The sequence below is a fragment of the Arthrobacter sp. AOP36-F1-5 genome (assembly GCF_058137995.1).
On record NZ_CM176892.1, the window covers coordinates 3,369,301 to 3,382,320 of the forward strand.

The 13,020-nt window shown below is 66.8% G+C and carries 10 protein-coding genes and 1 pseudogene; 3 read left to right on the forward strand and 8 right to left on the reverse strand.

The window, feature by feature from the left end; translation table 11 throughout:
* The first annotated feature begins 134 nt into the window (after positions 1-134).
* Positions 135-611 carry a thioredoxin-dependent thiol peroxidase gene (gene bcp / locus AC3ZI9_RS15540; protein ID WP_444561117.1) on the forward strand — a complete coding sequence of 159 codons (477 nt, stop codon included), beginning with the start codon at positions 135-137 and terminating at the stop codon, positions 609-611.
* 248 nt (positions 612-859) lie between these two features.
* Positions 860-2,257 (forward strand): annotated as a pseudogene (locus tag AC3ZI9_RS15545) (IS1380 family transposase).
* A 174-nt stretch (positions 2,258-2,431) separates the two neighbouring features.
* Here the strand turns inward: AC3ZI9_RS15545 and AC3ZI9_RS15550 are convergent.
* On the reverse strand, positions 2,432-3,010 hold the full coding sequence (locus AC3ZI9_RS15550; protein WP_444554810.1) for an NADPH-dependent FMN reductase: 579 nt from the start codon (positions 3,008-3,010) through the stop codon (positions 2,432-2,434).
* Positions 3,011-3,167: 157 nt separating this feature from the next.
* On the opposite strand from AC3ZI9_RS15550, the gene AC3ZI9_RS15555 reads away from it, so the two are divergent.
* The gene (locus AC3ZI9_RS15555; RefSeq protein ID WP_444554811.1) at positions 3,168-3,422 is read left to right on the forward strand and encodes a hypothetical protein; all 255 of its coding nucleotides are present in this window, start codon (positions 3,168-3,170) and stop codon (positions 3,420-3,422) included.
* A 184-nt stretch (positions 3,423-3,606) separates the two neighbouring features.
* Here AC3ZI9_RS15555 and allB read toward each other — a convergent pair whose 3' ends face one another.
* The 7 genes from allB to aceB all read right to left on the reverse strand — a co-directional run bounded on the left by allB (position 3,607) and on the right by aceB (position 13,020).
* A complete protein-coding gene (gene allB, locus AC3ZI9_RS15560) occupies positions 3,607-4,980 on the reverse strand; it encodes an allantoinase AllB (RefSeq protein ID WP_444554812.1) in 1,374 nt (457 codons plus the stop codon).
* Positions 4,981-5,175: 195 nt separating this feature from the next.
* Positions 5,176-6,981, reverse strand: coding sequence for a glyoxylate carboligase (gene gcl, locus AC3ZI9_RS15565; protein WP_444566093.1), 1,806 nt, complete (start codon positions 6,979-6,981; stop codon positions 5,176-5,178).
* A gap of 205 nt (positions 6,982-7,186) precedes the next feature.
* Positions 7,187-8,083 carry a 2-hydroxy-3-oxopropionate reductase gene (locus AC3ZI9_RS15570; protein ID WP_444554814.1) on the reverse strand — a complete coding sequence of 299 codons (897 nt, stop codon included), beginning with the start codon at positions 8,081-8,083 and terminating at the stop codon, positions 7,187-7,189.
* 42 nt (positions 8,084-8,125) lie between these two features.
* The gene (locus AC3ZI9_RS15575; protein ID WP_444554815.1) at positions 8,126-8,917 is read right to left on the reverse strand and encodes a hydroxypyruvate isomerase family protein; all 792 of its coding nucleotides are present in this window, start codon (positions 8,915-8,917) and stop codon (positions 8,126-8,128) included.
* Between the two features lie 338 nt (positions 8,918-9,255).
* Positions 9,256-10,092, reverse strand: a complete 837-nt coding sequence (locus AC3ZI9_RS15580; protein WP_444554816.1) for a bifunctional allantoicase/(S)-ureidoglycine aminohydrolase — start codon at positions 10,090-10,092, stop codon at positions 9,256-9,258.
* A complete protein-coding gene (locus tag AC3ZI9_RS15585) occupies positions 10,085-11,398 on the reverse strand; it encodes a DUF6986 family protein (RefSeq protein ID WP_444554817.1) in 1,314 nt (437 codons plus the stop codon). The genes AC3ZI9_RS15580 and AC3ZI9_RS15585 overlap by 8 nt, the downstream gene beginning before the upstream one ends.
* Positions 11,395-13,020: a malate synthase A gene (gene aceB / locus AC3ZI9_RS15590; RefSeq protein WP_444554818.1), complete on the reverse strand. Its 1,626-nt coding sequence runs from the start codon at positions 13,018-13,020 to the stop codon at positions 11,395-11,397. The genes AC3ZI9_RS15585 and aceB overlap by 4 nt, the downstream gene beginning before the upstream one ends.

Here is a 13,020-nt window from a genome sequence, read left to right on the forward strand (position 1 = left end):
CTGGCAACTGTACTCGGCGCGTCGGGCCTTTCAATCCCTCCGCCGAAGGATTTGCCCCCGGGCCCTATCGCGACACCCAAACACCCTTATAATGGTAATGGAATACCACCATGCGAAAATCTAAGGAGAATCACATGTCAGAGGCCCCCACCCAGCTTCAGGCCGGCGATCGCGCACCGGACTTCACCCTCACCGACGCCGACGGCGCCACCATCAGCCTGTCCAACTACACCGGCCGTTCGGTCGTGGTCTACTTCTACCCCAAGGCCGCAACCCCGGGCTGCACCACCGAGGCCTGCGATTTCCGGGACAACCTGAGCTCGCTGGCCGGCGCCGGCTACGACGTCCTGGGCATCTCCTCCGACGGGGAGGACGACCTGCAGGCCTTCGCCGATGACCAGTCACTGACGTTCCCGCTGCTGTCGGACCCGGACCACCGGACCGCCAAGGCCTACGGCGCCTACGGGGACAAGGACCTCGGCGGAAAGACCGTCACCGGGACCCTGCGCTCCACGATCGTCGTCAACCCCGACGGGACCGTGAAGTCCGCCGAGTACAACGTCGCCGCGGAGGGCCACGTCTCCCGCCTGCGCGAGCAGCTCGGGGTCTAGGACCCGCGACCGCGGCGCCGCACGACGGCGCAGGCACCGCCCACGCAGAATGCCCATGGGGACTTCGGTCCCCATGGGCATTGTGCGTGGTGGCGCCGACCGGACCGTTCGACGTCCGGGTCTCTAGCCTCGGCATTTCATGAGGTCGTCGCCCCGGAGGCGTGTTTAAGCCCGTAAAGGTGCTCCTGACCTGCGAAAATAGTAGTTACGACACAACTGCTTTCGACAGGAAAAGGAGCACCCTTACGGTGAAGAAGTCTACCCGTTTCTACCCGGACCTCGACGTCGACGACGCAGGGACCGGGATCGTGTCCCAAGCCGGCGCCGTATTGCTGGCCGAGACCGCGAAGGCCGTTGCCCTGCCAGCAGCGTTGAGCACCGCCATGAAACCGTGGCGCAAGCCCTACGCCATCCACGACCCGGGCAAGATCCTGCTCGATGAGGTCCTGTCCCTGGCAATGGGCGGGGACGCGTTCTCCGACGTCGACCGGCTGCGCACCCAGCCCTGGGTGTTCGGCCCCGTCGCCTCCGATCCCACCGTTTCCCGCCTACTCAAGGCCCTCGCCGACGACGCCCCGGCAGTGCTGGAGGCGATCAACACCGCCCGCGCCCAGACACGTGCCCGGGCCTGGGACGCTGCCGGGCACGATTCACCGGTCCACGCCGCCAGCGATGAAAACCCGCTGGTCGTGGACCTGGACGCAACCCTGGTGACCTCCCACAGCGAGAACAAGGAACAAGCGGCCCCGACCTACAAGCGCGGCTTCGGGTTCCACCCTTTGGCCTCGTTCGCCGACCACGGCGCGAAGGGCACCGGGGAGCCGTTGGCGATGCTGCTGCGCCCGGGCAACGCCGGGTCAAACACGGTGGCGGACCACATCACCGTGACCGACGCCTCCCTGGCCCAGCTCCCACCCGGACACCGTACGGGCCGGGCGATACTGGTGCGCACCGATACCGCCGGTGGCACCCACGGATTCCTGGATTGGCTCACCGACCCGGTGCGGGACCTGGCCTATTCCGTGGGCTTCGGATTCTTCCCGGCCATGGAAAAAGCCCTGGGAAGCATCGACAACAACTCCTGAGTGAAGGCCCTGAACAGCGACGGGATCGAACGCGAAGGGGCCTGGGTAACCGAGCTGACCGGCGACCTGTACTTGTCCTCGTGGCCGGCCGGGATGCGGGTGATCGTGCGCAAGGAGGAACCCCACGTCGGGGCGCAGCTGCGCATTACCGACATCGACGGGATGCGCTACACCGCGTTCGCGACGAATCAGGCCGGGGACGATCTGGCCCGGTTGGAAGTCGCACACCGTTTGCGGGCCCGCTGCGAGGACCGGATCCGCAATGGCAAGGACACCGGATTGGAGAACCTCCCGTTGAAGGCCTTTGCCGGCAATGAGATCTGGGTCCACCTGGTGATGCTCGCCCTCGAGCTCACCGCATGGACGCAGATGCTTGCCCTGACCGGGACCGAGGCACGGCGGTACGAACCCAAGCGCCTGCGAACGCGGATCTTCGAAACGGCCGGCAAAATCATCACCACCGGCAGGCGCAAGATCCTGCACCTTGCGGCAACGGCTCCGGAAACACCATTGATCCTCAAAGCCCTGGAGCGACTTCGGAGCCTCCCGGCACCTGGCTGACCAGCCCCCGGACCATCCCGACGAAGCAAGAAGCACATACAGCGGAACCAGTGGAGATTCCGGCCCGATCCGAGGCTATCGGGCAATCCGTCACACCCTCATGCCAGAATCAGTACCGCTAGGCAGAAGGTAAGTCCTGGCCCGCAACCAGCACAGCCCGATGAAAGATCGAGGCTAGGGCCTGGGTCGGGGCCGTGTGGCCACCAGCTCGGCAAAGCGGCTGATGTAGTCCTGCAGGAACCCGACCGTGGACTCCTGGCTGATTCCGCCCTCCTCGTCGATCAGCCCCGGGGACCGGGACAGGAACACCTCGGGCTGGCCCGGGGTGGGCATGTCGAAATAGGACAGCGCCAGCCGCAGGTTCTTCTGTGAGCTGTACCCGCCCATGCGGCCCACCGAGTGGCTGATGATCCCCGCCGGGAGGTTCTTCCATGCGACGTCGGCATTGGGCTTGGAGCCGATGTCCACCGCGTTCTTGAGGCAAGCCGGGATGGTGCGGTTGTTCTCCGGGGTGACGAACAGGACGCCGTCGGAGGCCTTGATCGTTTCGCGGAAGCCGGTGTATTCCCCGGGCAGGGGTTTATCGGCGACCTCGGGGGTGTCGTAGTCGAAATCATAGAGCGGCAGGTCGCGGATCTCGACGATGCGGGCCTGGTAGCCAGCGGGGAAGAGGTCGATGGCGTTCAGTGCGATCTTGCGCGCATAGGAGGCACGGCGCAGGCTGCCGACGATGACGGAGATGTTCCTGGTCATGGAAATGGGGTTCCTTTCGGGACGGTGGGCAGGCCGGGCGGGCGTCGGGACGCACCCGTGGTGCCTGCGACTCCCACCCTGGCCTACGAAGAACCGTACTTGAAAGTTCGATAGACCCAACATTAGGCTGGCCCCACGACATGAAAGGAGGTGCCGCATGCACCGGGACGGCATATGGCTCGAGGCGATCACCCTGTTCCAGGCCATCCGCGAGGGCAATCAGCCTGCGGCCAAACGACTACTGGACTCCTCCGCCCATCGGGACGAGGTCTTCGAGGGGCTGCTGAGCATGCTCGGGATCTTCCTGCGCGGACAGCAGGCCACCGAACTGGACCATTTCATTTCCGCGGCCCACCGCGCCGGCCCTCCCCCGCCCTTCGGGGCCCGCCCGTATCTTCCTCCGTTGAGCTGAACCGTCCGCGGCGTTAAAACACGGTGCCCCCTCCACCGGGAAGAGTGGTGGAGGGGGCACCGTCATGCCCACCCCGGATGGATCGACCATCCCGTCCGGGATGAACACCCGGGCTGCGAGGTAGGAGCTCGTTGGCCCGGGAGCCTACCGGCACCGCGCCGGTCACCGGGCGGTGTCGTGGAGCCTAGGATTCGCCGCGGCGCAACAATTGTCCGTGGGGGGTCGTGAAATCGACCTTCTCCCCGCGCAGCCAGGTGCCGGCGACGACGCCGTCCAGGGTCTTGCCGGCGTAGGCGGACACGGGGTTGCGGTGCTGGAGCTTGGCGACGTCCACGACGAAGTCCTCTTCCGGGGAGAAGATGGCGAAGTCGGCATCGGAGCCTGGCGCCAACTGACCCTTGCGCTCCAGACCGGCCAGCTTCGCCGGCCCCGAGGACATCCAGGCCAGCACCTGATCCAGGGCGATGCCGCGTTTCCGGGCTTCGGTCCAGATCAGCGACAGACCCAGCTGCAAGGAAGCCACCCCGCCCCAGGCGGTGCCGAAGTCCCCGCCTTCGGGATACTTCAGCTCCACCGTGGACGGCGAGTGGTCGGAGACGATGAAGTCGATGGTCCCGTCGATGAGTCCCTGCCAGAGCAGCTCGCGGTTGGCATCCTCACGGATCGGCGGGCAGCACTTGAATGCCGTGGCCCCATCGGGGATCTCCTCGGCGAGCAGGGTCAGGTAGTGCGGGCAGGTCTCGACGGTCAGCCGCACGCCTTCGGCCTTCGCCGCGGCGATCACCGGCAGCGAATCGGAGGAGGACAGGTGCAGGATATGTGCCCGGCCCCCGGTCCGCCGTGCCGCGTCGATGACCCGCTGGATGGCCAGGTTCTCGGCCACCCGCGGGCGTGAGGCCAGGAAGTTGGAGTACTCCCGGCCACCGATCTGCGGCGCTTCCTCGATGGTGTGCGCGTCTTCGGCGTGCACGATCATCAGCGAGTCGAAGGAGGCGAGCTCGGCCATGTCGGCCTCCATCTCCTCCGGCTCCAGGGCGGGGAATTCATCCACCCCCGAATGCAACAGGAAGCACTTGAAGCCGTACACGCCCTCGTCGTGCAGTTTGCGTAGTTCCTCGCGGTTGCCCGGGACGGCACCGCCCCAGAAGCCGACGTCGATGTACGCCTTGCGCCCGGCGACCTCGCGCTTGAGCTCCAGGGCCCCGACATCCACCGTCGGGGGGATCGAGTTCAGCGGCATGTCGATGATGGTGGTCACCCCACCGGCGGCGGCGGCACGGGTGGCGGAGTCGAAGCCCTCCCACTCGGTGCGCCCCGGCTCGTTGACGTGGACGTGGGAGTCCACGAGGCCGGGGATCATCACTTCCCCGGCACCGAGTTCGATGGTCTCGCGTCCCACCAGGCCCTGGCCCGGGCCTTCGATCGCTGCGATCCGTCCATCACGGATGCCGACCTCGTGGGCGCCGATGCCCTCACCGGTGAGGATCCGCTCGCCGCGGACCACCAGGTCGAATTCCTGGTTCTTTCCTGCCGGAGCAGTGCTGCTCTGGTTGCTCATATGCCGATTCCTCCTCGAATCCTGGCTGTCGGGCCCTGGATGTCCCGACTTCTTCCCTGACGATTATCCGCCCTCGCCTCCGCGGGGCGGGAACCGGCCAGGACCTGGGCCCTGCCGGTGGATGGACGCGGAACGGCGGACGGACCCCGTGGAGCATGGCTCCCGGTTCCGCCCGCCGTTGACCGTTTCCGGTGGCTACGCGCCGGCCGTTGCCGCCTCACGGGCCGGCTTCAGCGGAACGAGCGCCGTCGGGGCATCGGCCACGGTCTCGGCCAGATCCTCGAATTCGGTGACGTTGTTCAGCTCGGTACCCATGGAGATGTTCGTGACGCGCTCGAGGATGACCTCGACCACAACCGGCACCGAGTGCTCCTCCATGAGGCTCTTGGCCTCGGCGAAGCCCTTGGCCAGGTCCTTCGGGTCCTTGACCCGGACGGCCTTGCAGCCCAGCCCCTCGGCCACCTTGATGTGGTCCACGCCGTAGCCCTCGGTCTCGGGGGAGTTGATGTTATCGAACGCCAGGGACACGTGGTAATCCATCTCGAATCCACGCTGCGACTGACGGATCAGTCCCAGGTAGGAGTTGTTCACGACCACGTGGATGTACGGCAGCTTGAACTGCGCGCCGACGGCCAGCTCCTCGATCATGAACTGGAAGTCGTAGTCACCCGAGAGGGCGGCGACCGGCTTGCCGGGCTTGCCGCGGACGACGCCGAGTGCTGCCGGTCCGGTCCAGCCCAGCGGGCCTGCCTGTCCGGCGTTGATCCAGCGGCGCGGGCCGAAGACGTGCAGCATCTGTGCCCCCTGGATCTGGCTCAGGCCGATGGTGGAAACGTAGGTGGTTTCCGGACCGAAGGCCGAGTTCATCTCCTGGTAGACACGCTGCGGCTTGACCGGGACGTTGTCGAAGTTGGTCTTGCGGTGGCCCTCGCCCTTGCGGTCCGCGGTGGTCTGCGCCCACTCGGAGTAGTCGGGCAGGGTGCCGGCGTCGCGACGCTCGGTGGCCACCTCGATGAGAACCCGCAGGGCCTCACCGGCGTCGGAGACGACGCCGAGGTCGGGGGAGAACACGCGGCCGATCTGCGTGGGCTCGATGTCCACGTGCACGAACTTGCGTCCGGCGGTGTAGGTGTCCAGGCCACCGGTGTGGCGGTTGGCCCAGCGGTTCCCGACACCGAGGACGAAGTCCGAGTCCAGGTAGTTCACGTTGCCGTAGCGGTGGTGGGTCTGCAGGCCCACCATGCCGGCCATCAGGCGGTGGTCATCGGGGATGGCACCCCAGCCCATCAGCGTGGGCTGGACCGGGACGTTGAGCAGTTCGGCGAGGCGGACCAGGTCGTCGGAGGCATCGGCGTTGATGATGCCGCCGCCGGCGATGATCACCGGGTGCTCCGAGGCGAAGAGCATGTCCAGGATCTTGCCTGCCTGCTTGCGGCTGGCCTTGGGCTTCTCGACGCCGAGGGGCTCGTAGGCATCGATGTCGAATTCGATCTGCGCCATCTGGACGTCGATCGGCAGGTCGATCAGCACCGGGCCGGGACGGCTGGAGCGCATGAGCTGGAAGGCCTTTTGGAAGGTCCCGGGAACCAGTCCCGGCTCCAGGACGGTGGAGGCCATCTTGCACAGCGGCTTGGCGATGGACTCGATGTCCACTGCCTGGAAGTCCTCCTTGTGCAGCTTGGCAACCGGGGCCTGACCCGTGATGCAGAGCATCGGGATGGAGTCGGCCTGGGCGGCATACAGGCCGGTGATCATGTCGGTGCCGGCGGGCCCTGAGGTACCCAGGCAGAGCCCGATGTTCCCGGCGGCAGCGCGGGAGTAGCCGTCGGCCATATGCGAGGCGCCCTCGACGTGGCGGGCCAGGGTGTGGCGGATGCCGCCGTGGGCCTTGATGGCCGAGTACAGCGGGTTGATGGCCGCCCCGGGAAGGCCGAAGGCCTCGGTGGCGTTCTCCTTCTCGAGGATGAGGACGATCGCGTCCACGGTGCGCATCTTGGTCATGGTGTTCTCCTTGGTGGAGGGCCCCGGAGGGGGGCCGGAAATAGTGAAGTTTGGGCGGCCGCCGGTACGAACCGAACATAGGTACCGGCGGCCGGGCTGTGGGGACCGCCCCGTGCGGGGCGGAAGCCGGCCGGTGAGCGACGTGCGGCGGACGCCGCCTAGCTGGCGGAGGAAGCGCGGGGCCCGGTGCCGGACCCCGGGCCACTTACTTGGAGTCGGAGCTACCCGACAGGCGCTCGACACCACGGAACAGACCCGAGTGGTCCAGCGAGCCGTCGCCGCTGGCGACGGTGGAGGCCACGAGCTGGGCCACGAGGGCCCCCTGCGGGAGGACGACGCCGGCTTCGCGGGCTGCGGAGGTGACGATGCCCATGTCCTTGTGGTGCAGGGCCAGGCGGAAGCCCGGGTCGAAGTTGCGGTCCAGGATCTTCTGGCCCTTCTGGTCCAGGACCTTGGAGCCGGCCAGGCCGCCACCGAGGACCGATAGCGCGGCCTGGGTGTCGACGCCGTAGGCCTCCAGGAAGACCACGGCCTCGGAGAGTGCCTGGATGTTGGAGGCCACGATCAGCTGGTTGGCGGCCTTGACCGTCTGGCCGGATCCGGAGGGACCGACATGGACGATCGTCTTGCCGATGGCATCGAGCACGGCCGCGGCATCGTCGAAGTCGGCCTTCTCGCCACCGACCATGATGGACAGCACGCCGTCGACGGCTCCTGCCTCGCCACCGGAGACCGGTCCGTCGAGGGGGCGCAGGCCGGCGGCGCGGGCGTCATCGGCCAGGACCACGGCGACATCGGGGCGGATGGTCGAGTTGTCGATCCACAGTGCGCCCTTCTTGGCGTTGGCGAAGACCCCGTCTTCACCGTGGACAACTGCTTCCACGTCCGGGGAGTCCGGAACCATGGTGATCACGACGTCGGCATCGGCGACGGCTTCGGCGACGCTGGCTGCGGCGGTTCCGCCGGCCGACGCCAGATCCTTGGCCTTTTCGGGGCTGCGGTTGAAGCCGGTCACCTGGAACCCGGCCTTGACCAGGTTCTTGGCCATGGGCAGGCCCATGATCCCCAGGCCGATGAAGGCAACGTTCTTGTTTTCGCTCATGTTGTTCTCCTTGAAGTTTTGGTGGTGCGTACCGGTCGGGGCCTAGGCGCCCTGGCGAATCAACCAGTCGAAGGCGACATCGGAGGAGGCCTTGTATTCCAGGCCGATCGGTCCTGTGTAGCCCTTGGCCCGGCTGCTCTCGATCCACTCGCCCAGCGGCAGGTTCCCGGTTCCGGGAGCCCCGCGTCCCGGGTCGTCGGCGATCTGGATGTGGCCGAAGTCGGCGGCGTGCTTGTTCACGACGTCCGCGACATCATCGCCGTTGACTGCCATGTGGTAGAAGTCGGCCAGCAGCTTGACGTTGTCCACGCCGGCTTCCTGGGTCTTCGCGATGACGCCCAGAGCGTCGGCGGCGGTCTTCAGCGGGTAGGCCTCGGTGCCGGAGACCGGCTCCAGCAGGACGGTGCCGTCGATCTTGGCGACCCCGCGCGCGGCGGCCACGAGGTTGGCCAGGGCCAGCTCGTCCTGCTCGGCGGCCGACTGGCCGTCCTGGCGGTTGCCGTAGAGGGCGTTGAAGCCGCGGCAGCCCGTGGCCTGTCCGATGGCGGCGACGACGTCGATGTTGTCGGCGAATTCCTTCTCGCGGCCGATCCAGGAAACAATCCCGCGGTCTCCGGCGGGCATTTCGCCGGCCAGGAAGTTCAGTCCGGTCAGCTGGACGCCGGCGTCGGCGAGCGAGCTGACGAACTTTTCCACCTCGGCGTCGGCCGGAACGGCCTCGGCGAAGGGCCACCAGAACTCGACGTTGTCGAAACCGGCCTTCTTCGCTGCCGCCGGGCGCTCCAGCAAGGGGAGCTCGGTCAGCAGGATGGAGCAGTTGACGGTGTAAGCCATGTGGATTCCTTTCGGAACGGTCATTTCCAGATTGTGGAAGTTTACTTCTGCCTACTGAAAACATTAGGTGAGTCCCGCATCACCTGTCAAGACTTCGGGGTCACGGCCGGTCGGCGCGCGGACCGGCCGTCCGGGAGCACCGGACGCTGCCCCCGGCACCTTCAGGGGGCGTGGGAGGGCTGGATTCGGCCTCTGATCAGGGCCTCGGCTGAAATGGGTGTGGGCCTCCGCGGTGGTGGGGCCGCGGGCCAGTGGCCCGCAGCCCAACCACGGTCGGTGGCCCACGAAAAAACCGGCCACCGGGACGAAGCCCCGACGGCCGGTTTGTTCATTGGTCGCTACAATGCAATCTGGCGATTGACGTCCTTGTAGAGCAGGTAGCGGAAGTTCGCCGGCCCACCGGCGTAGCAAGCCTGCGGGCAGAAGGCGCGCAGCGACATGTAATCGCCTTCCTGCACCTCGACCCAGTCGGCGTTAAGCCGGTAGACGGCCTTGCCTTCCAGGACGTAGAGGCCGTGCTCCATGGTGTGGGTCTCCGCGAACGGGATCGAGGCGCCGGGCTCGAAGGTCACGATGTTCACGTGCATGTCGAACGCGAGGTCCTCGGGGTCGAGCATGCGGGTGGTGCGCCATTTATTGTCGGTACCCGGCATGGCCTTGGGCTCCAGATCGCGCTCGTTGCCGACGACCGGACGGGCCGTATGCCCCTCGAGCGGCTGGTAGCGCTTGCGGAACCAGTGGAAGCTGGCAGCCTCCGTGCCGTCGTTGTTCACGCTGTAAGCGGTCCCGGCGGGGATGAAGGCAAAAGCACCTTCGCTGAGCTGGTGGGTCGTTCCGTCGATCACCAACCGCAGCGATCCCTGCATGACGAAGAGGAATCCCTCCACCTCGGGCTGCGGCTCGGGGTTCTGCGAGCCGCCGCCGGGGGACACCTCGACGATGGTCTGGGAGAACGTGGTCGCCCCACCGGACACCGGACGGTTCAGGACCCAGGAACGGGTTCCCGTCCACTCCGGAAGAACCGAGGTCACGATATCGCGCAGGACCCCGCGCGGGATGACCGTATAGGCCTCGGTGACCACGGCGCGGTCGGTCAACAGATCCGTCTGGGGCGGATGACCACCCTGGGCCGTGTAGTAGGGGGCCTCCACCGGAGCGGTGCTGGTTTTAGACATGGGTTTCCTTTGCGTTGATCGCGGGACGACCCAGAGCCAGGGCCCCGAGTTGTGCCTGGGTGATTTCGACGCCGTTCTCGACTTCGCTGGCCGTCAACGCACCGCAGGTCAGACCGCGGTAGATGAACATGGCCAGGGCCCGCGCGGTGGCCGGCTCGTCCATGATCGAGGATTCGACCTGGTGCACGTAGTTGCGCAACCGGTTGGCCGCTGCGTCGAAACCGTCGCGGTAGAAGGCGTAGGTCGCGAGGTAGCGGGTGGCCAGTTGGGCCGGGTGGAGGTCCCACCCCTGGTAGATCCCCCGCTCCAGATGCCGGCGCACCAGCCGGGCGTGCAAGGCAAACGCCTTGCTGACATGGTCCGGCTCGCCGATGGGCAGGATGTTCGTGGACCCATCGGAGAGATGGACCCCCGTTCCGGCGACCGCGACCTGGAGCACGTTCTTGGCGTGATCCGCAGCGGGGTGCTCCATCGACTGGTACTCCGCGGCGATCCCCAGCGACGCCGAGTAGTCGTAGGTTCCGTAGTGCAGCGACGAAACCCTTCCCCGTCCTGCGTGGATCAGCTGGGCCGACGGCACCGTGCCTTCGGCCGAGAGGATCAGCTGCGGGGTTTCCATCTGGACCTCGAAGCGCAGCCGCCGTGCCGGCAGCCCGTGGGCGGCCTCCAGCTTCTCGCATACGAAGACCATCGCCTCGACCTGGGCCACCGTGGTCACCTTGGGCAGCGTCAGGACCAGCCCGTCGGGCAGTCCCCCGGTGTCCATCAGCGAGCCAATGAACAGGTCGAGGGTGCGAAGGGCACGCTGCCGGGTGGGCAGCTCGAAGCATTTGAAGCGGATCCCGATGAACGGCGGGGCGATGCCCGCGGCAACGGCCCGGTTCACTTCCTGGGCGGCCCGGATGGCGTGGGCGTCCTCTTCCTCGTCGGGCCGGTCCCCCAACCCGTCTTCGAAGTCGATGCGCAGGTCTTCAATCGGCTCGTTGTCCAGCTTCTGGGCCACGAGCTCGGCCAGCAGATCGGCGCGCGACCCGGCGGTGACGTCGGCGCCGCCTTCGGCGTCGAGGCCCACGGAGCGGGCCAGCACGGCCAACCCACCGAACTCGCGGGCGGCCGCCAGGGCCTGCCGGCCCCACTGGGCCGGCGTGTCGGCCGTGAACTTATCGGCGGGGACGTAGGCGGTATGCACCGGCTGACGGACTCCGCTATCCCCCGGGTAGGAACGCTCCAGGAGCTTGTCGGTGGCCGCGAGCCGGGTTTCGACCGTCTTGAGGATGGTCTCGTCCAGGACCGGGCTTACGCTCATCGGTTCACCAACTCGGTGGACAGGAGGCGGTAGGCCGGCAGCGTGAGGAAGTCTTCAAAGTCCTCATCGCGCCCGGAAACCAGACGACCGATGAGCTCGCCCGCCGGAACGTAGTACTTCTCGAAGGTTTCCTTGTCGTCGACTTCGGTGCGCAGCCGCTCGATCTCCTCGGCCAGGGCGGCCTTGACGAGTTCGGCGGTGATGGTGTTTCCGGTGTCGTCGGCCACGACGCCGTTGCGGATCTGCTGCCACACCTGCGAGCGGGAGATCTCCGCCGTGGCGGCGTCCTCCATCAGGTTGTGGATCGCCACCGCACCATTGCCCGAAAGCCAGACGGCGGTGTAGGCGACCGCGACATACAGGTTCGCGTGGACCCCCTGCTCGGTGACCTGGCCCGGAGCAGAAGCGACATCCAGGAGGTCCTCGGCGCCGACGGAGACCTCGGGACGCTGCTTGTCCAGCTGGTTCGGGCGATCGCCCAACACGGATCCGAAGACCTCGGAGCAGATCGACACCAGATCCGGGTGCGCCACCCATGAACCGTCGAAGCCGTCACCGGCTTCACGGGTCTTGTCGGCCCTGACCTTCTTGAAGGCGGCCTCGGTGGTTTCCGGTTCGCGGCGGTTCGGGATGAAGGCGGCCATGCCGCCCATGGCGAAGGCACCACGCTTATGGCAAGTCTGCACCAACAGGTCGGTGTAGGCACGCATCATCGGGGCCGTCATCGCCACATCGGCGCGGTCCGGCATGATGAACTTATCGCCGGAGGAGCGGAAGTACTTGATGATGCTGAACAGGTAGTCCCAGCGTCCGGCGTTCAGGCCCGACGCGTGGTCGCGCAGTTCGTAGAGGATCTCGTCCATCTCGAAGGCGGAGGGGATCGTCTCGATCAGCACGGTGGCCCGGACGGTCCCGTGCTCGATGCCCAGTTCTGCCTCGGCGAAGGTGAAGACGTCGTTCCACAGCCGTGCCTCGAGGTGGGATTCCATCTTGGGCAGGTAGTAGAAGGGCCCGTCGCCCTTGGCGGCCAGCTCCTTCGCGTTGTGGAAGAAGTGCAGGCCGAAATCAACCAGCGCACCGACGGTGGGGGCGCCATCGACGAGCACGTTGGCTTCGGGAAGGTGCCAGCCGCGCGGGCGCACCACCACGGTGGCCAGCTCGGCATCGGTCCGCAGGTTGTATTCCTTGCCTTCGGGCGAACGGAACGACAAGGTTCCACGAGCCGCCTCGCCCAGGTTGACCAGTGCGTCGACGACGTTGTGCCAGGTGGGGGTCGACGCGTCTTCGAGGTCGGCCAGCCAGACCTTGGCGCCGGAGTTCAGCGCATTGATGGCCATCTTGGCCGGTGAGGCCGGTCCGGTGATCTCCACACGGCGGTCGCGCAGCTTCTCGGGGGCTTCGGCGACCTTCCAGTCTCCGGCGCGCACCTCTGCGGTCTCGGGAAGGAAATCGATGGTCCCCTTCTCGGAGGCGGCCTGCTGGGCCGTCTGACGTGCGGTCAACAGCTCGTCGCGGGTCGCCGCGAAACGACGCTGCAGCTTCTCCACGAAGGCCAGGGCCTCGTCGCTCAGGACGTCCTGGGCTCCGTCTACGTCGGGAACGTGCGTTAGTGAAATGCTCAT

What these genes read in the sequence shown, in the direction of transcription:
- bcp (WP_444561117.1), top strand. Translation starts at nt 135, where the DNA reads ATGTCAGAGGCCCCCACCCAGCTTCAGGCCGGCGATCGCGCACCGGAC.
- AC3ZI9_RS15550 (WP_444554810.1), bottom strand. Translation starts at nt 3,010, where the DNA reads ATGACCAGGAACATCTCCGTCATCGTCGGCAGCCTGCGCCGTGCCTCC.
- AC3ZI9_RS15555 (WP_444554811.1), top strand. Translation starts at nt 3,168, where the DNA reads ATGCACCGGGACGGCATATGGCTCGAGGCGATCACCCTGTTCCAGGCC.
- allB (WP_444554812.1), bottom strand. Translation starts at nt 4,980, where the DNA reads ATGAGCAACCAGAGCAGCACTGCTCCGGCAGGAAAGAACCAGGAATTC.
- gcl (WP_444566093.1), bottom strand. Translation starts at nt 6,981, where the DNA reads ATGACCAAGATGCGCACCGTGGACGCGATCGTCCTCATCCTCGAGAAG.
- AC3ZI9_RS15570 (WP_444554814.1), bottom strand. Translation starts at nt 8,083, where the DNA reads ATGAGCGAAAACAAGAACGTTGCCTTCATCGGCCTGGGGATCATGGGC.
- AC3ZI9_RS15575 (WP_444554815.1), bottom strand. Translation starts at nt 8,917, where the DNA reads ATGGCTTACACCGTCAACTGCTCCATCCTGCTGACCGAGCTCCCCTTG.
- AC3ZI9_RS15580 (WP_444554816.1), bottom strand. Translation starts at nt 10,092, where the DNA reads ATGTCTAAAACCAGCACCGCTCCGGTGGAGGCCCCCTACTACACGGCC.
- AC3ZI9_RS15585 (WP_444554817.1), bottom strand. Translation starts at nt 11,398, where the DNA reads ATGAGCGTAAGCCCGGTCCTGGACGAGACCATCCTCAAGACGGTCGAA.
- aceB (WP_444554818.1), bottom strand. Translation starts at nt 13,020, where the DNA reads ATGAGCATTTCACTAACGCACGTTCCCGACGTAGACGGAGCCCAGGAC.